We start from the raw sequence: 20,117 nt of genomic DNA, 5'->3' as shown, positions 1-20,117 counted from the left end.
CGTCGTGAGAGGAAACTTGAGCCTAACATAGGGAGAGCGCCCCCCCTTGCCAAGCAGAACAGCACGTGTGGGTTAAGCTTTCGCCCATGACCGACCGGCGCTATGGCCGCTTGAAAGGCGGCGCGGGAAGCAACGGTGCGCCGATCAATTCGGCGACGACCCGCGCCGGCGCCAGGTCGAAGGACGGCAGGAAACGGACAAAGGGGGCGACGACGGCCTGTGCCGTGAACCCCGGCGACGCCTGCCCACCCTGAGGCAGGCCAGGGTTTTCAACGGCTTGCCGCGATGCCGGCTCGCAGGCCAGGGCGGCGCGCACGAGGCTGCGCGGCGTCTCGCCTTCCGCGATTGCCAGACGCTTCGCCGCCGCTGCCCCGAACGGCGCGATCAACAATGCACTGCCGCCGTCGTCCAACGTGATGTTCCGGCGGCCGTCCCAGAGCAGCCCGCCGGTGGCCGCGACCACAGGCGGCAAGCCTCGCGTCTCGCGGCGCAGAAAGATGCCGGCGCGCCTGGAATCGACCACCGTCCGCGACAATGTGGCGCAAAGAAATCCAGCCTTCAGCCTACCGAACAGCGCCTCGCATCGCGCCTGGTCCGGCAGAAACGCAACGCCCCCGCTTATGGCGAGGAGGATGCGCAGCGCATAGACGGCCGCCGGATCGTCGCCGGCCGAAAGCAGGGTCGGATCGAGGCGGACAAGACCCGGCGCCGGCTGGCTGGCGAAGCGCGCGATTAAATCCGCGGCGCGGATGCCAAGCCGGCTGCGCGCCTCGCTCTCGCGCGCCGCCAGCGTCAATGCGTCATCGATGCGCTGCGCACCGTCAGCGCCGGCCAGTGCCGCGCGCATGCGCGGTCGCTCGAAGGCCGCGTCGGCATTGGTCGGGTCCTCGGCCCAGCCGACATGCTCGCGCCGCAGGAAGTTGCGCAAAGCCGAGCGTCGAATGCCAAGGAGCGGCCGCACGATCCATTCGTGCCAGTCGTGCAAGGTGACCGGTGCCATGCCGGCGAGGCCGCGCCCGTCCTCGCGGGCGCCCTTGCCTCGGACTAGCCGCATCAGCACCGTCTCGGCCTGGTCGTCCGCCGTATGACCGGTCACGATCAGACCGAGGCCTTCCTCCCGCGCCGCCTCGGCCAGCAGCCGGTAGCGAGCCTCCCGCGCGGCGGCCGGCAGCCCGGTCGACGGCTTGCGTCCGGACCAGGCGACGATGCGGTGCGCGATGGCGTGCGCGGCGCAAAGCCTGGCCACCGCTTCCGCTTCGGCCGCCGCGCCCTGCCGCAAACCGTGGTCGATCGTCACCGCCAGCAGCTTCGCGGACGGCGCGGTTCGGTCGAGATGTCGTTTGAGAAGGAGAAGTAGGGCGGTCGAGTCGCTGCCGCCGGATACGGCCGCAACGGCGCCGCTGGTAAAGTCGATGTGCGAAAAAAGGTCTTTCGAAAGATCAGGCTCGGTGTCGAGCATCAATGCATGTCGCCCGAACACGGCTCCGACGGCAAGGCAACGGCAGGCAGGAGAAGGGCTAGCACGCCGCCAGGGCCTTTTCCTGCTTCACGCGCTCCTTGAGCGTGTTGGAAATGTCGGGGTAGCGCTTGCCGACCTCGCTGAAGGTGGCGCAGGCCACGTCGTGCTGCTTCAGGCCGACCAGCGACACGCCGAGCTTCAGCAGCATGTCGGGGGCCTTCTTGGCCTTGGGATAGTCCTTGCTGGCGGCGAGGAAGACCTCCGCGGCATCGCGGTATTTCTGCTGGCCAAGCAGCGATTCGCCCAGCCAATAGTGCGCATCCGCCGTTTTCGCGTCACGGGGAAAACGCGCGATGTGGTCGCGAAAGCCCTGTTCGGCGGTGCCGTAGTCGCCCGAAAGGATGAACTGGTAGGAGTTGCGGTAGAGCTCCTCGGGATCGTTCGTGGAAGGCAGCGCCGCAACCACCGTGCCGTCGGACTTGCCGCTCTTGGCCGGAGCGCCGGTGGCTGGAGCGACATCCTGCGCCGGTGCGGTCGCCTGCGTGCTGCCGCCGGCATCGACCACATTGCCGTTCTTGTCGACGGTGATGCTGCCGAAGGTCTTTTCGGGCGCTCCCGTTCCGGGGATCACCTTGCCCGGATCACCGTCAGAGGATTCGACGATGACGTCCTCGACGCTCTGGCCGCCGCCAGCCGACTGGCCGGCCGCTGCCCGATTGTCGGCCTCCGCGGGCGGTTGCGTGGCCGGCGCCTCGGCCACGCTGTCATCGCTGTCGGCGGGCGCGGCCTGTGACTTCTTCTGCCCGGCCGGCTGCTGCGCACCCTGCGTACCGCCTTCGAGCTGCTGGAAGCGGAACTCGTTGTCTTCCTGCTGTTTGCGAATCTGCTCCTGCATTTGCAGGATCTGGAAGTTCAGTTCCTCGATCTTGCCGTTCATCTGGCGCAGTTGGTCCTCGAGCCCGGTGGCGCCTGTGCCAGTCGACTGCTGCGCGAATTGAACCTGGTCCGACTTCTTCTTTTCGCCGAAAACGCCAGGCAACTCGATGCTGGGCAGATGGAACGAGAAGCCGCTGTCGGCTGGCTGTCCCGTGCCATCAGTCCCTAAGCCACCCGCCATCGCGGTGACGCCTGAAAGGAGCAGCAGCGCAAGCGTGCCGCTCAGAACTGATCTCAAATGCATATGCCTCTCGCCGTGTCGTTAGCTTGTTCGCGCCTTCCAATCGGTATGGGACCAGCCAAGCGCCCTCGGCTCATAGCAGGACGCGAGACTTCGGCCAAATTTTGTTTGAAGGGACCAAACATGAAAAAGGCGGCCTTTCAGCCGCCTTTCGCAAACCTGTGTTGCATTTTTGCCGTCGTGTTTTTCGCGCGTCGCTCGACGCGCGAAAAATGTCAGGAGCCGGCGCCGCTGAGCGTGGTGACCGCGCGGCGGTTCTGCGACCAGCAGGAGATGTCGTCGCAAACCGCGACCGGCCGTTCCTTGCCGTAGGAAATGGTCTTCAGGCGGTTGGCGGAGACGCCCTTGGAGACCAGGAAGTCGCGCGTGGCGGCGGCGCGGCGGGCACCGAGCGCCAAATTGTATTCGCGCGTGCCGCGTTCGTCGGCATGGCCTTCAACGACGATCGCATACTGCTTGTACTGGTTCAGCCACTGCGCCTGGCGCGACAGCGTCGTCTGGGCGTCGGCGCGGATCGAGGAGGAGTCCGTGTCGAAGAAGATGCGGTCGCCGATATTGACGGTGAAGTCCTGCGCCGATCCGGGCGTTGCGGCACCGGCGCCGTTGAGGCCGAGATCGGCGGCGCTGTTGGGCGTCTTCTTCGAAGCGCAACCGGCAATGGCGAGCATCGCCACCAGCGCGATCATGACGGGATTTCTGGTAAGTGCTGCGATACGGCTCATGCCGCCTCTCCTTCGCATTCGAGTGATTTCGTTGATCACCCAGTAACCACGTTTGGGTTAACCGGCATTCAAGAAACACGGTTAAAATTTGGTTTAGGCCGCCCGTCCGCAGCCCTTTGATCCGGGCCACAGTTGGCGCGGACCCTAGGCGGAAATGCGGCCAAAACGCGACAAAGAGGTGGAAATGGAGAATTGAGGAATTGAAGAAATGAGGAAAAGGGTCATTTCAACTTCTTCTTGAGATTCACCAGCATTCCATAGATATGGACATAGGATTGCAGCCATTCATCGCGCTGCGCGTGGGTGATGTAGCCAAGGTCGAACGCATACGAAATCCACGTCTCTACTTCGCTGCATGATCCCATGGCCATCGAAATGAAACGCGCAAATCGGGCCTGGAATGGGTCTGTTTGGCAAATCCTTCAGCCAGATTGGCACAGATCGCCTTGCTGGATCGCCGCATTTGGTCAGCCAACGCGTATTGTTTTTCGGAAAAACAAGCGTGGCCTTGTGGACGTCGAGGGAAACCCCATAAGCGTGCCTATAGACATCCAAATCCTTCGCGCGCTTGATGTAGCCCGCTTCTCTCTCCATCCCTCAATTCTTCATTTCTTCATTTCTCCAATTCCTCTCACTCCAGCAGCGGCGACCAGGCCGGATCGGAGGCAAAGTTCGCGGTCGGGATCGACTGCTCGTTGCGGCCGGTGAGATCGACAGAAACCAGTTTCGGGCCGCCGGCGGAATCGCGGAAGAACATCAGCACGCGGCCGTTCGGCGCCCAGGTCGGTCCTTCCTGCTGGAAGCCGGATGACAGGATGCGCTCGCCCGAACCGTCGGTCTTCATAACGCCGATCTGGAATTCGCCGCCGGTCTGCTTGGTGAAGGCGATGAGATCGCCGCGCGGCGACCACACCGGCGTCGAATAGACCCCGTCGCCGAAGGAGATGCGGGTCTGGCCCGAACCGTCGGCGCCCATCACATAGATCTGCGCGCGTCCGCCGCGGTCGGAGGTGAACACCACCTTGCTGCCGTCGGGCGAATAGGAAGGCGAAGTGTCGATGGCGGTCGAGTTGGTGAGCCGGGTCGTCGAGCGGCTCCTGAGGTCCATGGCGAAGATGTTGGAATTGCCGTCGTCGCGCAGCAGGCTCATGATCACCTTCTGGCCATCCGGCGAAAAGCGCGGCGCAAACGTCATGCCCGGAAAATTGCCGACCAGTTCGCGCTGGCCGGTCTCGATCTGCAGGAGATACACCCGCGGCTGGCCGCTCTCATAGGACATGTAGGTGATTTCCTGCCGGTTCGGCGAGAAGCGCGGCGTCAAGACGATCGCCCTGCCGTCCGAGAGATAGCGCACATTGGCGCCGTCCTGGTCCATGATGGCGAGGCGCTTCTTGCGCGCATTCTTGGCGCCGGACTCGTCGATGAAAACGACGCGCGTGTCGAAATAGCCCTTCTCGCCGGTCAGCCGCTCGTAGATGGCGTCGGCGATGATGTGAGCGACGCGTCGCTGATTGGCGTCGTTGGCGAAGAATTGTTCGCCCGACATCTGCTGTCCCGCGAACGTGTCCCACAGCCGATACTGCGCGCGGATGCGCCCGTCGGCCTCCTTGCTGACGCTGCCGGTGACCAGAGCCTGGGCATTGATCACCTTCCAGTCGTCGAAGCGAGGCGCTGCGTCAGGATTGGCGATCTTCTCAATGAAGGCGCTTTTGTCGATCGGTGCGAACAGGCCCGAGCGCTTCAGGTCGGCGGTGACGATGCCGGAAATCTGCGCGCCAAGCCCATCGCCCGACTGGAAATCGGTGATAGCGATCGGCAGCGGCTCGACATTGCCCTTGTTGACGTTGATCTCGACGAGCGCCCACGCAGGCATGACGGCGCCGGCCATCGAGCCCAGCGCCATTGTCGCGACCATCAGGAGCGGCTTGAGGATGAATTTCATGTCTTCTCGCTTCTCTTCACTGATTCTGCGGAGGGCAGGCCTCAAAGGCCAAGCATTTCCCTCGGATCGAAAGTGACACGGACCTGGGCCCAGATGTCCTGTTTGCCCGCCGGAACCTGAAGGCCGGCCATGTTGCATTTCTGAACCGCACGCACGGCGCTTTCATCGAATTGGCGATTCCCGCTCGATTTCTCGACGGTGGGCCGGCCATCCAGCTTGCCCGAGGGGTCGAGGTTGAACATGACCACGGCGACGAAATTCTCCGAGCCCTCCAGCCCCGCCGGCAATGTCCAGCAACCGCCAAGCTGATCCGACAGGGCGCCCAGTTCTGATCTCGACAGCTTCTGGCCCTGGTCCTTCTCGCCGCCGAGCGAAGCCTGCTGTGTCGAACGCTTGGCGCCGCCGCCGGAGGGCTTCTGCTTGTCCAGCAGGGCCGAGATCTCGTCGGAATTGAACTGCTTGTCCTCCGATTTCGGCTTGGATGAAGCCTCCTTGACCGGTTTGTCGGCGTCCTTGCGCTCCGGCGCCTTGGCGCTTTCGGCCTGTGCCGGCTGCGGCTTCGGCCGCGCCTGAGGCGCGGGCGCGGAGTCCGGCAGTTGGGCATCGTCAGGCTGGTCCTTGGCGATCGCCTGGGCGACCGCGTCCGGCTTCACCTCGGGCGTCGGCTCGATGGCCGCGGTCTTGTCCTGTGGCGGTGCGGGCGTCGGCTCCTTGGCCGGCGCCGGCTTCGGCTCGGTCTGCTTGACCGGCTCGGGCTTGACCTCTTCCTTGGGCTGCGGCGCGGGAGCCACTTCCGTGGCCGGCGTCGGCTTGGGCTTTTCCTGCGGCTTCGGCACGTCCTCGGTCTTCGGCTTTTCGATCGGCGTTGGCGCCGGCGGCGGAGCCGACGTCATGTCGACCGGCTTCGGCTTGGCCTCGGGCGTTATCGGCTTGTCGGTATCGACGCTGTTCTCGCCGACCTTCTGCGCATCCGGCACCACATCGGGACGCTGCGTGGGCAAGGGCGCCGGCTTTTCATGCACCACCGATTTCTTGTCGCCCTGCAGCACCTGGGCAGTGGCTTCGATCGGCACGATGTCGACAGCGACCGACTCGACGTCGGCCGACGGAAGCGCGGCCGGTGCCGACAGCGTGAACAGGCCGAAGCCAATCAGCGCCGCATGCATGATCACCGATGTGGTGAGGCCGGTCCTCATAGTGGGTCTATTGATCCTGTTCCTGCAGTGAAACCAGGCCGATATTCTTGTAGCCGGCGGCCGAAATGCGGGCCATCACCTTCATCGCCGTGCCGTAGTCGGTGGACTTGTCGCCGCGGATGAAGATGCGCTCGTCATAGCCGGTCTTCGAGATCGCCTGCAGCTTCGCCACCAATTCCTCGATCGGAATTTCGGTTTCCTGGAGATAGATCTGGCCGGCGGCATTGATCGAAACGGTGATCGGCTGGGTGTCGGCATTCATCGCCTTGGCCTGGGTATCCGGCAGATCGATCGGCACGCCGACCGTCAAAAGCGGCGCGGCGACCATGAAGATGATCAACAGCACCAGCATCACGTCGACCATCGGCGTAACGTTGATTTCGGCGATGAGGCCATGATGGCGGCCGCGCCGCCTATGGCCGCGTCCGCCGCGTCCAGCCATGCCTACGGACATTCCCATCGGCTTACTCCTCAGGCCTTCGGCGCTACTTTTTCATCGATTTGGCGCGAGAGTATGGCGGAGAACTCGTCGGAGAACCCTTCCATGCGCACCGCGATCTTGCTCGCATCCGATGACAGCTTGTTGTAGGCGATGACGGCCGGAATGGCGGCGAGCAGGCCGATGGCGGTCGCCAGCAGCGCCTCGGCGATGCCGGGCGCGACCACCGACAGGCTGGTGTTCTTGGAGCCGGCGATCGCCTGGAACGACGTCATGATGCCAATGACGGTGCCGAACAGGCCGATGAACGGGGCCGCCGAGCCCGTGGTTGCGAGGAAGCCGAGGCGGCCTTCGAGCTTCTCCATCTCGCGGGTCAGCGCCAGGTCCATCGCCTTATCGATGCGGGTTTGCAAGCCGAGCGGCGTCTTGGCGCCTTTTTCGAAACTCTTCTTCCACTCGCGCATGGCGGCGACGAAGATGGCGCCCATGCCCGATGTCTTGCGGTCGGCCAACGTTCGGTAAAGCTCCTCCAGCGACTGCCCCGACCAGAACACCTGCTCGAACCGGTTCAGCGCCAGCCGCATGCGGGCATAGGATACGAGCTTGTCGACGATAATCGCCCAGGTCCAGACCGAGGCGCAGAGCAGCCCGATCATGACCAGCTTGACCACCCAGCTGGCCTGCATGAACAGCGCCCAAATCGACAATTGCGCGCCCGGTTCGGCGAGTGCGATATTTTCCATCGTAACGTCCTTAAGATTTCCGGGCGAAGCTGGCGGCTGGCCCCTGGCATCCCTTGTGGTCGGTTCGCGCGAAGCTACCGGAACAACCCCAAAACGTGCCTTTCGCGGCCTTTTCGGGGCAAATGTTGGTGAAAGGAAGGCGCTGGATAGCGCCAATCTTCACCAATCTCTTCATGAACCGTTATGGTTAAGGATGGGTTAGTCGAGCAGGCGCGGCGCATTGCCGCGCTTCAAGCCGGCACCGGCGATACCTACGAGGCCGACCTTTTAGCCTGCCTTGGGTATGAACGCTGCTATCCACTCCCTGGGGAAGCGGCGTGGCCGGCCATTCTCGCCGATGATCGCCGCCTCCACCCTGGCCTCGACCAGCACCTCGTCGCCGCGCTTGAGCTGCTGGGCCATGAAGATGCGCGCGCCGGAGATTTCCTCGGTCCGGGTGTCGATCGTCAGGATGTCGTCCATGCGGGCCGGCATGCGGAAGTCGATCTCCATGCGACGCACCACCCAGACTATTCTTTCGCCATGCTTGCCATCGGCAAGTTCGGTGTGGTGGACGCCGCTCAGCCTCAGATAGTCGGAGCGGCCGCGCTCGAGGAATTCGAGATAGCGGGCGTGGTAGACGACGCCGGAGAAATCGGTGTCGGCATAATAGACCCGCGCCATCAGCCGATGGCCGAACGCCGTCAGCGCACCGGAAATCCCCGCCAGCAAGGTCGCGGATTCACCATGATCGTCCATTGCGCTTCCTTTTTCAGTCGCGGCAAGGCACCTGTGCCGCGCGTGACATGGCATCGGATGGCACTGTTGACGGCGATGATCAAGACCTTGGTGACGGCGCTGTTCGTGGTGATGGCTCTGTTCGTCGTGATGGCTCTGGCCGGGCCGAGCCAGGCCGCGACCTTCTCCATGAAGCGCGGGCTCAATCTCGACCAGTGGGTGACCTGGCCGGGCGAAGACCAATGGGGCAACGCCAAGGCCATCCTGCCCTACCCGGAATGGCGCAAATTTCTCAAGGACGACGATCTCGAGGCTTTGAAGCATGCAGGCTTCGATTTCCTGCGCATGCCGGTCGATCCTTCGCCCTTCCTTTCCGAAAATACGATGGCCTTGCGCGAGGATCTCTATGCCAGCGTGCTGGACTCTGTCCGCATGATCAACCGCGCCGGCCTGAAGGTTGTCGTCGACATGCATCTGATCCCCGCCGGCAGTGGGCGCAAGATCGGCATGGCCGAGGTGATGAACAACCCGGTGACATTCGATGCCTATGTCGAGGTGGTGCGCAAGATGGCGCACACGCTCGCCGGGGAAGATCCGGGGCAAGTGGCCTTCGAACCGATGAACGAACCGATCGTCGACTGCGACGCCGACGGCACCAGCCTGTGGCCGCAACGCCAGCAGAGGTTGTTCGCCGCGGCGCGTTCTTCGGCGACGAGATTGACGCTTGTGCTGACCGGGGCCTGCTATTCCGCGGCGTCGTCGCTGGAAAAAATCGATCCGATGGCGATCCCGGACGACAACGTCATCTGGACCTTCCATTCCTACGATCCGTTCCTGCTTACCCATCAGGGCGCGACCTGGGCCGGCGATTTCATTCCCTATGTGACCGGCCTGCCCTACCCGCTGACCGCGGTGCCGCCGGCTGAGCTCGACGTCACGCTCGACGCCATCCGCGCCAGGATCAAGACCGAGGCACCTTGGGCGCGGCAGGGCGGGCTGCTTGCCTATCTCGACGAGCAGGTAGCCAGCATGGACACCGACGCCAAGCTGCTTGGTCTCATGGACGCCCCATTCAAGGCCGTCGATGCCTGGGCGAAGGCCAACCGCATCAGGCCGGAAAACGTCACGCTGGGCGAGTTCGGCATGATCCGCCAGGAATACGGCAATCCCTATGTGATGCCGGCCGGCTATCGTGCCGCCTATGTCCGGGACATGATCGCTCGCGCCGAGGCGCATGGCTTCTCCTGGTCGGTCTGGAGTTACGGCGGCGCTTTCGGCATCGTCGATGCTTTCAACGGCGAAAAGGCCGAGCACGATGTGCTGGACGTGATCCGGTCGCTTCACTGAGCGCCGTTGCTCCACACCGCCGGGATCGATCAGCAAGATCTCCGGTCGCACACCGCAAAGCGGTTGCGACGCTTGATCGCCGGCCCGAACGCCGCCGCCGGGGGCCGCTATTCTTCCTGGAATAAATTGATCTGCTGTTGCGCCAGGTCCTTCGGCGCGTCGAGGCCGAGGTGGCGCCAGGCATTGGCCGTCAGCACACGGCCGCGCGGCGTGCGCTGGATGAAACCCTGCTGGATGAGATAGGGCTCGATGATGTCCTCGATGGCATCGCGCGGCTCGGACAGGCCGGCGGCGATCGTCTCGATGCCGACCGGCCCGCCGCCGAAATTGCGCGCGATCATCGAAAGATACCGGCGGTCGAGCGCATCGAGGCCGAGCGCGTCGACCTCCAGCCGGGTCAAGGCCTCGTCGGCGATCAAGCGGTTCACATGACCATCGCCGGCGACCGAAGCGAAATCGCGCACGCGCCGCAACAGCCGGCCGGCGATGCGCGGCGTGCCTCGCGCGCGCCGCGCGATCTCCAGCGCGCCGTCATCGCCGAGCGGCATTTGCAGGATGCGTGCGCCGCGCCGCACGATCTGCTCCAGTTCCTCGACCGTGTAGAAGTTGAGCCGCACCGGGATGCCGAAGCGGTCGCGCAGCGGATTGGTGAGCAGGCCGAGCCGCGTGGTGGCGGCCACCAGGGTGAAACGGGCAAGATCGATCTTGACCGAGCGCGCCGCCGGCCCCTCGCCGATGATCAGGTCGAGCTGGAAATCCTCCATCGCCGGATAGAGGATCTCTTCCACCGCAGGATTCAGCCTGTGGATCTCGTCGATGAACAGGACGTCGCCTTCTTCGAGATTGGTCAAGAGTGCAGCGAGATCGCCGGCCTTTGCGATGACCGGTCCGGAGGTTGAGCGGAAGTTGACGCCGAGCTCGCGCGCCATGATTTGCGCCAGCGTCGTCTTGCCTAGACCTGGCGGCCCGACGAACAGCACATGATCGAGCGCTTCCTTGCGCCCCTTGGCGGCCTCGATGAACACTTTGAGGTTGGCCCGCACCGCCGCCTGGCCGACGAAATCGTCGAGCGTCTGCGGCCGCAAACTCTGATCGGCATCCTCGCCGCGTTTTTCCGGAGCGATCAGACGGGGGGAAAGGCTCATGCCGCCTTCCTTGCATATGGCCGGGAACCGGACAAGCGTGCGCTCACCGCGCCAGTTCCTTGAGCCCGAAGCGAATCAGCTTCGACGCGTCCGCCTCCTCGCCAGCCGTCTTCAGTGCCGCCGCCACTGCATTGGCGGCGGTGTCGCGGGAATAACCGAGATTGACTAGGGCCGAGACCGCGTCTGTGATTGGCGCGGCTGCGACGCCTTCGCCGAGCTCCTGCTTGAGACCGATCGTGCCCGCCGCTGAACCCGCATAGGCCGGCGCCTTGTTCTTCAATTCGGTAACGATGCGCTCGGCCACTTTCTTGCCGACGCCGGGCGCGCGGGAGACCATGGAGATGTCGCGCAGCGCGATCGCGTTGGCAAGGTCGGCCGGCGCCAGCGTCGACAGGATTGCCAGCGCCACCTTGGCGCCGACGCCCTGCACATTGCTCATCAACAGCCGGAACCATTCGCGCTCCAGCACCGACTGGAAGCCGTAGAGCCGGATCATGTCCTCGCGCACATAGGTCTCGATGAACAGCACCACCACTTCGCCGGGCGAAGGCAGCGCGGCAAGCGTGCGCGCCGAGCAGTAGGCGACGTAGCCGACGCCATGCACGTCGACCAGGCAATGATCCTCGTCGATCTCGTCGAGCATACCCTTGAGCTTGCCGATCATGCCAAATCTTTCATGGAAGATAGGCCCTCATGGGTGCGTTTCAGGAGAAATGATGTCAAGGTCCGGGAAATAACTGCGATAACGCGCGGCGTCGCGCGTCAAAAGACGATGTCCGGCAACGGTCGCATGAGCGCCAATAAAGAAGTCCGGCAAGGTTCGTTCGCGGATTCCACCAGCACGGCGATAACGGGAATGCGTCACACCTGCAAGGAAGGCCGCATCCCAGGGCAGAAACTCGCGATCGATCTCGAGCATGTCGACCGCTTTTCGAAGCGCTGCCTCCGAGGCGATCAGCGGCGCCAGTTCAGACCAGATGATCGTATTGACCACCAAGTCGCCGTCGCGGCGGCATGAGGCGATTGCAGACGCTGACCATTTTGTCAGCGGTCCGGCCGGCCCCCAAACGTCGATCAGGACATTTGTGTCAATCAACGTCGAGATCTTCACGCGGCCCCCTCAGCCACTCCATATACTCGTCGGTCGTCATGCCACCCAGATCCAACGTCCCCTCCATCCGGTCAAGGACATTACTGAACCTGCGCAATTTCTCCTCCTCGGGGAGATTCTCGTTGACGGCCACAAGCCGAGCACCCTCATCGGTGGCCACGAATTCCACCTCGGAGCCCGGGCGGATACCCAGGTGATCCCTTATCTGTTTGGGGATCGTGACTTGGCCTTTGGTGGTGACACGCATGGTAATACCTCAAAGTATTACCTACGACAGACAAGGGAACAAGTCAAGAACATCGTCAACCGGCAAGTGCCATCCGATAGGCGACGCTTTGCCGGTGATGCGCGTGGCAAATGGCTATGGCGAGCGCGTCGGCGGCATGTTCAGTGTCGAAGGTCGCTTTCGGCAGCAGCACCTTCACCATCATGTGGATCTGCTTCTTGTCGCCATGGCCGACGCCGATCACCGCCTTCTTGACGGCATTGGGTGCATATTCGGCAACGACCAGGCCGGCGCGTGCCGGCACCAGCATGGCGATGCCGCGCGCCTGGCCAAGCTTCAGCGTCGCCACCGCATCCTTGTTGACGAAGGTCTGTTCGACGGCCGCCTCATGCGGCATGGCCGTATGCAGGATTTCAGCCAACCCGTCATGCAGCTGGCACAGCCGCGTCGCCAGCGCCGCCCTGTCTTCGGAACGCACCGTGCCGGACGCGACGAAGCGCAGCGAATTGCCGAGGCTTTCGACAATACCCCAGCCGGTGCGCCTGAGCCCCGGATCGATACCGATGATGCGAATCGCGTCCCTCATCCGGTTACTCTATCTCCCGGAGACAGCCATGCCAGCGAAATGTGAACAAACCGGAAACAGTAACGCGCTGACCGGGAACGTTCCAGAATAGTTCAGTTTCGGGCGAAAGCCGTGTTGAGCAGGCTGATCTGGTCCGAGACCGGATTGGGCCGGCGGCTCATGGGCTGCATGTCGACCACCGCGCCGGCGCCGTAGATCTCCTCGTCCATGCGGCGCACCAGTGCCTGCAGGCGCAGCGACCGGTTGACGAGGTCGAGGAAATCCTTGGGCAGTTCGGCCCAGCCGGCCGCCTCGTCATGGGCGGAGGCGGTGTCGAGGCGCACCTTGGACTTTTCCGATGCGACCTGGTCGCGGGTCATCTCGCCGGAATTCGCGGCGCGCTGCAGAAGCAGCCACGAGGCGACCTGCATCAGCCTGGTGGTCAGCCGCATCGATTCGGCCGCATAGAGCGTGGCCGCCAGCCGCGACAGCTTCTTGGCCTCGGCCCGGCCCTTGCCGTCGAGATACTCCGCCGCCTGTTCGACTAGCCCCATGCCTTCCTGGTAGAGCGGTTTGAAGGAGTGCGAAAAGACCCTACGTTCCGCCAGCTTGACGGTTTTCGCGCTGCCCTTCGAAGGCTCGTTCATCGATACGCCCCTGCACTTGCAACCGGCCGATTCGGCTTACTGCCGATACACCCGGAACCCTACATAACTGAAGCTTGAAAATGCGCCTCGTCCGGGGTGAAGGCAAGCACATGTTTAACAGAAGGTTAACGTGATCCGGTGCGGACCGTGTCGCTGGAAAGCGGACAAAAAAAGAGCCGCGGATAAGGCGGCTCTCAGGAGTTTAACAGGGAGGCGTCAAACAAAGTGGCTCCAACCACTCGGTAAGAATCCAGATCACTGGATGCGCATAGTAAACGCCTGTAAAGCTTAATGAACCCTTAACGGCGCCGATGTTTTTTGAGCGAACCCCGCGCCACTGTGCCGTAACAGCACAGTTCCTGAAGGATGTGCCGAGCCTCGGCTCAGGCCGTTTTCCAAACCGCCGGCAAGGCAATGAAGGCAAACAGCAGCAAGGCCGCGTAGAAACCCATCGAAGACGCCGCCACCAGCGGTTCGATCGCGGCATCGCCGCCAAGCAGGAAGTAGAGCCCGATCAAAAGGCCGATGCCGCTGATTGCGGTCAGCCAGAAGTGAACGACGGCAACCGTCTTCTGTCCGACCGCCGGAAACAGGTGATAGAAGAAGGCGAAGACCGCCGACATCAGCCAGCCAGCGACCATCGTATGGGCGTGGGTCGGCATCTGGCCATGGTCCTGGCTGATCGCCATGTACAGGCCGAGCGCCATGCCGCACAGCGCATAGATAACGGCCAGCGTGAAGAAATTCCGTGCTACCCCTTGCATATCTTTCCCCCGAGTTGCCTTTCCCGTGTTCGGGAAAGGGTTGATCGTCAGGCGATTGCTCTCGCCACCGGGCTCCCGGCGCGGGCGCACTAGCATCGGCACTGTTTCTGGACGATGTCGCGCCCCCGGACGCCCCTCATAATAGCAGAAAACCGAATGGCGCGCTCGCAATATCAGTGGCTCCTTACGTTAGCCGGCACTTGAAACAGAACTGGTTTTTTCACGACATCGTTCCGAAACAGGCGCGGCGATAAACGCTTGGCCATCGAAGCGGCAGGCGAGGATTCGCTCCTTCCGCTACATCAGGCGCCGGGGAGAAGCATGGACTGGTATTCGATCGTTAAATTGCTGCACATTCTTTCGGCGACCCTATGGGTCGGCGGCGGTTTCGCGCTGATGGTGCTGGCGACGCTCGCCGATCGGTCGGGAAACATCCAGGGAACGCTGCAGGCAATGCGGGCTACGGGCGAATTGGGAAACCGCTTCTTCGCGCCGATGTCGATGCTGACATTGGCCTTCGGGCTAATCATGTGCTGGTTCTGGGTCGGCTTCTCGCAACTGTGGATCCTGATCGGCCTTGCCGGCTACGCCACCACCTTTTCAATCGGCATGTTCGTCTTCAAGCCGAGCGCCGACCACATGGGCGCGATGATCGCCAGGGATGGCGTGACGCCGGCCGCCCTTGCCTCTGGCCAGCGCATCTTGCGGGCGGCGCGCTTCGACTATGCGGTAATGCTGATCATCATCGCCGACATGGTGCTGAAGCCGACCATCGACGACTTCACGGTCCTTGCCGCCATGGGGCTTGTGTTGGCGGCTGGCGCCACCCTGGCGCTCGGCCGACCAAGGCGCATGGTGCCGAGCGTCGCCTGAGGCAGGCGAAAACGGTCCCGGCTACATCAGGCCGGCGATCCCGTCCCACAGAAGCTTCACCGCGACGACGGCCACCGTCGCATAGGTGAAGGGATAGAAGATCTCCGGACGCATGCGGCGCACCAGCCGGGCGCCGGCGATGGTGGATAGCGGCGCCAGCGGCATCAGCACCGCCGACGCGGTCAGATTGGTGCTGTCGAACTGGCCGAGCGCGAAATAGGGAACGAGCTTCAGCGCGTTGGTGGCGGCAAAGAAGATCGCCGCCGTGCCGGACAACACCTTCGGGTCGAGCCGGATCGGCAGCGCGTAGACCTGAAAGGGCGGGCCGCCGACATGGGCGACGAAGCTGGTGAAGCCGGCGACCGTGCCCCAGAGGGCCGCGGCGACGCGGTTGGGCTGCGCCGCATGGTCGGCGCCGTGGCGGTACTTCAGATAGAGCCAGCGCAGCACGAAAATGATGGCGACGGCGCCGACGATCAGCCGCACGGCCTCCTCGGTGACCAGTGCGGCCGTCAGCCAACCGAGACCGATACCGATCACCGCGCCGGGCATCATGTCGACCAGCATCTTCCTGTTATAGACGCCCCACCATGTCCATACCGAAACGATGTCCATCAGGCACAGGATGGGCAGCAGGATGGCCGCCGCTTGCACCGGCGGCATGGTCAGCGCCATCAGCGGCACGCCGACGAAACCGACCGCGCCGCCAAATCCGCCCTTGGACAGGCCGACCAGAATGACCGCCGGGACGGCGGCCGCATAGAACCACGGATCGGAAAGCAGGCCTGACATGGAGGAGGGACTGGTCTGGAGGGAAAGCGAGTCAACGCCTGAATAGCCCAGATTCCCGAGCGGAGCGACAGCAAATGTGGGCGTCGCCACAGCAAGGCCGGCCCATTCTGCTCTGCCTATCGCCGGGCCGAGACCAGCAGGAACATCGGCCGCTCGAGCTCTTCCGCCAGTTCGGGCTTGGCCGCGATCTGCGCGTCGGTCGGACGGAATTCCTCGACATGCTCGATGGTGAAGCCGCACCGGATCAGCGTGTTGAGCGTGGTGCCGATGGTGCGGTGATGTTTCACAACTCCCTTGGCCAGCCAGTCCGTCTTGCGCGGTCCCTCCACCAGATACCGGTCGACGGGCCATGTCTTGCGGCCTTCGGCATCGACAGACCAGCCGGGATGGGTCGGAGCCATATAGATCGGATGCTCCGTCGAGAAGACGAAATGCCCGCCGGGGACCAGGCACCGGTGCACGGTCTGGAACAGCCGCGCGGCATCGCTGACATAGTGCAGGGCAAGCGAGCTGTAGGCGAGATCGAAAGCCGTCGGCGGCAGGCTGAGTTCATCGAGATCGGCGCGTTCGTAGACGATGCCGGCGTCCGGGCCGGCGGCACGCGCCCGGGCGAGCATCTTTTCCGACAGGTCGAGACCCAGAACCTCCTTGGCCCCGTGTTCAAGAGCCCAGCGGCAGAACCAGCCGAAGCCGCAACCGAGATCGACGATTCGCAAGCCGCTGGCGTCGGGAAGCATCGCGCGCAGCGCCGGCCACTCGGCGGCGCCGTCCAGCCCTTCGACGGACCGGCCGAGTTGGCTGTAGCCTGCGAAGAAATCCGGCTGATCATAGACATTCTGCGCCATGTTCTTTCCTCGTTGTTCATATGCCTGACTGGCGGAGCCGCCACGCATTTCCACCACCGCCAAGCAGAGTCAAGAACGCGGACCGGTCATGCGCCGAGCGGTGGCGGCCGCCGCCGGATCGGCTGCGCCTTGATGATGGCGGTGCTGGTCTCGGCCTTGTCGGCGATGCGATCAAGGATACCGTCGAGGTCGGCGATCGAACGCACGAACAGCCTGGCGACGAAGCAGTCGTCCCCCGTCACCTTGTCGCATTCGCCGAATTCGGCGATCTCCTCGATCAGCTTCTGGACGATGTGCAGCTTGCCCGGCAGCGGCTTGATGCGCACGATCGCCTGCAATGTATAGCCGAGCGCCAGCGGGTCGATCTCGACGGTGAAAGCCCTGATAACCCCGCGCTCCTCGAGCCGCCTCAGCCGCTCCGAAACGCTCGGCGATGACAGCCCGACCTGGCCGGCCAGCTCCTTCAGTGAAGTCCGCGCATCCTTCACCAGGATTTCGAGGAGACGTCGGTCGAGATCGTCAAGCATTTCACATTCTCAGGATTTCCGGGTATTTGCCTATTTTTAATAGGCAAAACCAGCATGTCACCTTTCTCGCTGGGTGGAAAGCTCAGGATCAGCATGAGATTATGCACAAGCAACGATCTGGAGATTTGTCGTGAGCGATACAGCACGTGGGACGATCGAAATGTCCGCCGCAATGGCGATTCTGGGAACGATCGGATGGTTCGTCGTCCTGTCCGGCCAGCCTATCATGGATGTGGTGTTCTGGCGCTGCGCTTTCGGCGCGGTGACGCTGCTCTTCATCTGCGTCGGCCTCGGCCTGTTGCGCAACAGGCTGTCGCTTCGCGTTTTCGCCATCGCGGCCCTCGGTGGCGCCGCTATCGTCGTCAACTGGCTGCTGCTGTTTAGTGCATTCTCGCGCGCGTCGATCTCGATCGCCACCGCTGTCTACAATACCCAGCCTTTCATGCTGGTCGGCTTCGGCGCGCTCTTCTTCGGCGAGCGGCTGACCCTGACGAAATTGACTTGGCTGGCAATCGCCTTCGCCGGCATGGTGCTGATCGTCGAGGCCGCCCCTGACGCCGGCGATATCGGCACCAACTATTTCGCCGGCATCGTCATGGCGCTGGCCGCTGCCTTCTTCTGGGCCGTCGCCGCCATCGTCACCAAAAAGCTCAAGGGCACGCCGCCGCATCTCATCGCGCTCGTCCAGGTCTGCGTCGGCGTGTTGATGCTGGCGCCCTTCGCCAATCTCTCGCATCTTCCGACCGACGCAAGGAGCTGGGCCATGCTGGCGACGCTCGGCATCGTCCACACCGGTCTGATGTACATCCTGATGTACGGCGCCATCCAGAAGCTGCCGACGCACCTGCAGGGGTCGCTGTCCTTCATCTACCCGATCGTTGCGATCCTGGTCGACGTCACGGCATTCGGCCATCGCCTGCATCTCAGCCAACTCGTCGGTGCCGCCGCCATCCTGATCGCGGCCGCCGGCATGAATCTCGGCTGGAAATTGTGGAAGCCAAGGCCTGCCGCGGCAGGTGCGCAACCGATCGAGTAACGCCAATCGCCGGCGCTTCGGCGGTCAAAAATAGCGATCCCGCCTGCCCGCCTGTTCAAAGCGGGCACTTTGCTCTATGCCGCAATCCAACCATCTTCGCCCGGCATAGGCGAAACCCGGGATCGAAGACCATGAACGACGCAACGCCCCCCAATCGCTGCCGCATCGTGCTGATCGCGCCATCTCGCGTGCCGGCCGCCCGTATCGTCTCGGCGTTCGAGGGCGGCGACGTCGCCTCGCTCATCCTGCCGCAGAACGACATGGACGAAGCTTCCTTCCAGGCCTTCGCCGCCGAAATCGTACCGGCGGCACAGGCGGCCGGCATCGCGGTCGTCATTGCCGGCGATACGCGCATTGCCGGGCGTGTCCAGGCCGACGGCATTCATGTCGAGGTCTCCAAGGCCGAGCTCGCCGAGACGGTCGAGCATTTCCAGGCAAAAATGATGGTCGGCGCCGGCGGCGCCAAGACGCGTGATGACGCGCTCGAACTCGGCGAAGTCAGGCCCGACTATATTTTCTTCGGCCGCTTCGGCTACGACAACAAGCCCGATCCGCATCCGCGCAACGTGGCGCTGGGACAATGGTGGGCGCAGATGATTCAGATCCCCTGCATTGTCATGGCCGGATCGGAGCTCGCTTCGATCGAAACCGTCGCAGATACGGGCGCCGAGTTCGTCGCCCTGTCGAGTGCGGTGTTCGCCGACGGTGTCGATCCCAAGGCGGCGATCGCGCAGGCCAATGCGCTGCTCGACGAAACCGCACCGCGTTTCGAGGACTGACGTGTCTTCGGCAAGGCTTCCCCTTCAGGCCCTGCTTGCTGCGGTCATGATCCAGGCCGCTGCCGCCGAAACGATTCCTTTACCGCACCCTAAGCCGGATGCCGGCGTGCATACCGACAAGCCGATCGAAAAGCAGCTGCCGCAGCCCGCCACCACCGCCGAGCCAGCGCCATTGCCTTCGGCCGACGCGATCAATCCCGACCGCTTCGGCGCCAAGCCGGCGGATGCGGCCTACGGCGCTTTCCAGCGCGGGCTCTACAAGACCGCCTACAACCTCGCGCTGGTGCGCGCGCAAAACGGCGACCCGGCGGCGCAGACGCTGGTGGCCGAGATCCTGTCGCGCGGACTGGGCGTGCCCCTTAATGCGGCCGAAGCGGCGAAATGGTACGCAGCCGCCGCCGAGCAAGGGGTGCCGGAATCGCAGTTCCAATATGCGCTGATGCTGCTCGACGGCCGCTACGTCAAAAAGGACGAAAAGGAAGCTTATGCGCTGATGCAGGCCGCCGCCGAAGCGGGCAACCGGCTGGCACAATTCAATTTCGCGCAGATGCTGGTCCAGCAGGACCCCGGCGACGCCGGCATCGCCAAGGCCGTGACCTATTACGAGCGCGCCGCGGCGACCGGCCTCGCCGACGCCCAGTATGCGATGTCACAGATCTATGCCAACGGCGTCGGCGGCAAATCGCGCGACGACGCCCAGGCCCGGCGCCTGCTGGCTCAGGCCGCGCGGCAAAACTATGACACCGCGCAACTCGACCTCGCCACCTGGATGATCGAGGGCCGCGGCGGCGGGCGTGATTTGAAATCCGCCTTCGGCTGGATGAAGCAGGCCGCCGAAGGCGGCAATGTCGCCGCCCAGAACCGCCTGGCGAAACTCTATATGCAAGGCATCGGCACCGAGCCGGACCTCGTGCTTGCCGGCGCCTGGTACATCGTCGCCCGCCGCGCCGGCCTCATCGACCCCGAGATGGACGATTTCCTGCAAGGATTGAGCGACGACCAGACCAAGCAGGCACTGCAGAAGGCAAACCGCCTGCCCTGACGCGATCAGCGGAAATCCAGCGG

25 protein-coding genes are annotated in these 20,117 nt (G+C 63.5%); 5 read left to right on the top strand and 20 right to left on the bottom strand.

Annotated elements, in window-relative coordinates; translation table 11 throughout:
• Window positions 1-100 precede the first annotated feature (100 nt).
• From tilS to ybgC, 10 genes are all read right to left on the bottom strand, one after another.
• A complete protein-coding gene (tilS, locus tag FJ443_RS04305; protein ID WP_140525052.1) occupies window positions 101-1,459 on the bottom strand; it encodes a tRNA lysidine(34) synthetase TilS in 1,359 nt (452 codons plus the stop codon).
• Between the two features lie 58 nt (window positions 1,460-1,517).
• Window positions 1,518-2,639: a tol-pal system protein YbgF gene (gene ybgF, locus FJ443_RS04300; RefSeq protein WP_140662869.1), complete on the bottom strand. Its 1,122-nt coding sequence runs from the start codon at window positions 2,637-2,639 to the stop codon at window positions 1,518-1,520.
• A gap of 212 nt (window positions 2,640-2,851) precedes the next feature.
• Window positions 2,852-3,358, bottom strand: coding sequence for a peptidoglycan-associated lipoprotein Pal (gene pal / locus FJ443_RS04295; RefSeq protein WP_140493251.1), 507 nt, complete (start codon window positions 3,356-3,358; stop codon window positions 2,852-2,854).
• Window positions 3,359-3,579: 221 nt separating this feature from the next.
• Window positions 3,580-3,723, bottom strand: a complete 144-nt coding sequence (locus FJ443_RS31925) for a four helix bundle protein (protein ID WP_246675013.1) — start codon at window positions 3,721-3,723, stop codon at window positions 3,580-3,582.
• Window positions 3,702-3,821: a hypothetical protein gene (locus FJ443_RS31920; RefSeq protein ID WP_246672549.1), complete on the bottom strand. Its 120-nt coding sequence runs from the start codon at window positions 3,819-3,821 to the stop codon at window positions 3,702-3,704. Before FJ443_RS31920 ends, FJ443_RS31925 begins: the two co-directional genes overlap by 22 nt.
• A 168-nt stretch (window positions 3,822-3,989) precedes the next feature.
• Window positions 3,990-5,300: a Tol-Pal system beta propeller repeat protein TolB gene (gene tolB, locus FJ443_RS04285; protein WP_140493245.1), complete on the bottom strand. Its 1,311-nt coding sequence runs from the start codon at window positions 5,298-5,300 to the stop codon at window positions 3,990-3,992.
• Window positions 5,301-5,341: 41 nt separating this feature from the next.
• Window positions 5,342-6,496: an energy transducer TonB gene (locus FJ443_RS04280; protein WP_140493242.1), complete on the bottom strand. Its 1,155-nt coding sequence runs from the start codon at window positions 6,494-6,496 to the stop codon at window positions 5,342-5,344.
• Between the two features lie 7 nt (window positions 6,497-6,503).
• A complete protein-coding gene (gene tolR / locus FJ443_RS04275; RefSeq protein WP_140493239.1) occupies window positions 6,504-6,956 on the bottom strand; it encodes a protein TolR in 453 nt (150 codons plus the stop codon).
• An 11-nt stretch (window positions 6,957-6,967) separates the two neighbouring features.
• Window positions 6,968-7,678, bottom strand: a complete 711-nt coding sequence (gene tolQ / locus FJ443_RS04270; RefSeq protein ID WP_140493236.1) for a protein TolQ — start codon at window positions 7,676-7,678, stop codon at window positions 6,968-6,970.
• Window positions 7,679-7,945: 267 nt separating this feature from the next.
• Window positions 7,946-8,416, bottom strand: a complete 471-nt coding sequence (gene ybgC / locus FJ443_RS04265; RefSeq protein WP_140662867.1) for a tol-pal system-associated acyl-CoA thioesterase — start codon at window positions 8,414-8,416, stop codon at window positions 7,946-7,948.
• Between the two features lie 57 nt (window positions 8,417-8,473).
• On the opposite strand from ybgC, the gene FJ443_RS04260 reads away from it, so the two are divergent.
• On the top strand, window positions 8,474-9,742 hold the full coding sequence (locus FJ443_RS04260) for a cellulase family glycosylhydrolase (RefSeq protein WP_140662865.1): 1,269 nt from the start codon (window positions 8,474-8,476) through the stop codon (window positions 9,740-9,742).
• 107 nt (window positions 9,743-9,849) lie between these two features.
• Here FJ443_RS04260 and ruvB read toward each other — a convergent pair whose 3' ends face one another.
• From ruvB to FJ443_RS04225, 7 genes are all read right to left on the bottom strand, one after another.
• Entirely contained in the window at window positions 9,850-10,887 is a 1,038-nt protein-coding gene (gene ruvB, locus FJ443_RS04255) for a Holliday junction branch migration DNA helicase RuvB (protein ID WP_140493220.1), read from the bottom strand.
• Between the two features lie 43 nt (window positions 10,888-10,930).
• Window positions 10,931-11,551, bottom strand: coding sequence for a Holliday junction branch migration protein RuvA (gene ruvA, locus FJ443_RS04250; protein WP_140662863.1), 621 nt, complete (start codon window positions 11,549-11,551; stop codon window positions 10,931-10,933).
• Between the two features lie 27 nt (window positions 11,552-11,578).
• Window positions 11,579-11,998 carry a type II toxin-antitoxin system VapC family toxin gene (locus FJ443_RS04245; protein ID WP_140493214.1) on the bottom strand — a complete coding sequence of 140 codons (420 nt, stop codon included), beginning with the start codon at window positions 11,996-11,998 and terminating at the stop codon, window positions 11,579-11,581.
• Complete coding sequence (locus tag FJ443_RS04240; RefSeq protein ID WP_140493211.1) at window positions 11,976-12,245, bottom strand: AbrB/MazE/SpoVT family DNA-binding domain-containing protein; 270 nt, start codon at window positions 12,243-12,245, stop codon at window positions 11,976-11,978. The genes FJ443_RS04245 and FJ443_RS04240 overlap by 23 nt, the downstream gene beginning before the upstream one ends.
• A gap of 55 nt (window positions 12,246-12,300) precedes the next feature.
• Window positions 12,301-12,810, bottom strand: coding sequence for a crossover junction endodeoxyribonuclease RuvC (gene ruvC / locus FJ443_RS04235; protein WP_140662861.1), 510 nt, complete (start codon window positions 12,808-12,810; stop codon window positions 12,301-12,303).
• 92 nt (window positions 12,811-12,902) lie between these two features.
• Window positions 12,903-13,436, bottom strand: a complete 534-nt coding sequence (locus FJ443_RS04230; protein WP_140493205.1) for a DUF1465 family protein — start codon at window positions 13,434-13,436, stop codon at window positions 12,903-12,905.
• 383 nt (window positions 13,437-13,819) lie between these two features.
• On the bottom strand, window positions 13,820-14,200 hold the full coding sequence (locus FJ443_RS04225) for a cbb3-type cytochrome c oxidase subunit I (protein WP_140493202.1): 381 nt from the start codon (window positions 14,198-14,200) through the stop codon (window positions 13,820-13,822).
• 321 nt (window positions 14,201-14,521) lie between these two features.
• Between FJ443_RS04225 and FJ443_RS04220 the strand changes: the two genes are divergently transcribed.
• Window positions 14,522-15,073 carry a DUF2269 family protein gene (locus FJ443_RS04220; RefSeq protein WP_140525046.1) on the top strand — a complete coding sequence of 184 codons (552 nt, stop codon included), beginning with the start codon at window positions 14,522-14,524 and terminating at the stop codon, window positions 15,071-15,073.
• Window positions 15,074-15,094: 21 nt separating this feature from the next.
• Here the strand turns inward: FJ443_RS04220 and FJ443_RS04215 are convergent, their stop codons facing one another.
• The 3 genes from FJ443_RS04215 to FJ443_RS04205 form a co-directional block, all read right to left on the bottom strand.
• Window positions 15,095-15,865: a sulfite exporter TauE/SafE family protein gene (locus tag FJ443_RS04215; RefSeq protein WP_140554914.1), complete on the bottom strand. Its 771-nt coding sequence runs from the start codon at window positions 15,863-15,865 to the stop codon at window positions 15,095-15,097.
• Window positions 15,866-15,981: 116 nt separating this feature from the next.
• On the bottom strand, window positions 15,982-16,710 hold the full coding sequence (locus tag FJ443_RS04210; protein ID WP_140493193.1) for a class I SAM-dependent methyltransferase: 729 nt from the start codon (window positions 16,708-16,710) through the stop codon (window positions 15,982-15,984).
• A gap of 86 nt (window positions 16,711-16,796) precedes the next feature.
• Window positions 16,797-17,237: an Lrp/AsnC family transcriptional regulator gene (locus tag FJ443_RS04205; RefSeq protein ID WP_140493190.1), complete on the bottom strand. Its 441-nt coding sequence runs from the start codon at window positions 17,235-17,237 to the stop codon at window positions 16,797-16,799.
• Window positions 17,238-17,367: 130 nt separating this feature from the next.
• Between FJ443_RS04205 and FJ443_RS04200 the strand changes: the two genes are divergently transcribed.
• The 3 genes from FJ443_RS04200 (at window position 17,368) to FJ443_RS04190 (ending at window position 20,094) form a co-directional block, all read left to right on the top strand.
• Window positions 17,368-18,273 carry a DMT family transporter gene (locus FJ443_RS04200; RefSeq protein WP_140525043.1) on the top strand — a complete coding sequence of 302 codons (906 nt, stop codon included), beginning with the start codon at window positions 17,368-17,370 and terminating at the stop codon, window positions 18,271-18,273.
• A 131-nt stretch (window positions 18,274-18,404) separates the two neighbouring features.
• Window positions 18,405-19,052 (top strand): thiamine phosphate synthase, encoded by a 648-nt coding sequence (locus FJ443_RS04195; protein WP_140493183.1) that lies wholly within the window; start codon window positions 18,405-18,407, stop codon window positions 19,050-19,052.
• Between the two features lies 1 nt (window position 19,053).
• Window positions 19,054-20,094 (top strand): tetratricopeptide repeat protein, encoded by a 1,041-nt coding sequence (locus FJ443_RS04190; RefSeq protein WP_140493180.1) that lies wholly within the window; start codon window positions 19,054-19,056, stop codon window positions 20,092-20,094.
• Window positions 20,095-20,117: the final 23 nt, after the last annotated feature.

This window comes from Mesorhizobium sp. B2-6-1 (assembly GCF_006440475.1).
In the GTDB taxonomy this organism is placed as follows: domain Bacteria; phylum Pseudomonadota; class Alphaproteobacteria; order Rhizobiales; family Rhizobiaceae; genus Mesorhizobium.
Note: the sequence above shows the minus strand (reverse complement) of the source record. Positions and strands in the feature narration are given on the sequence as shown.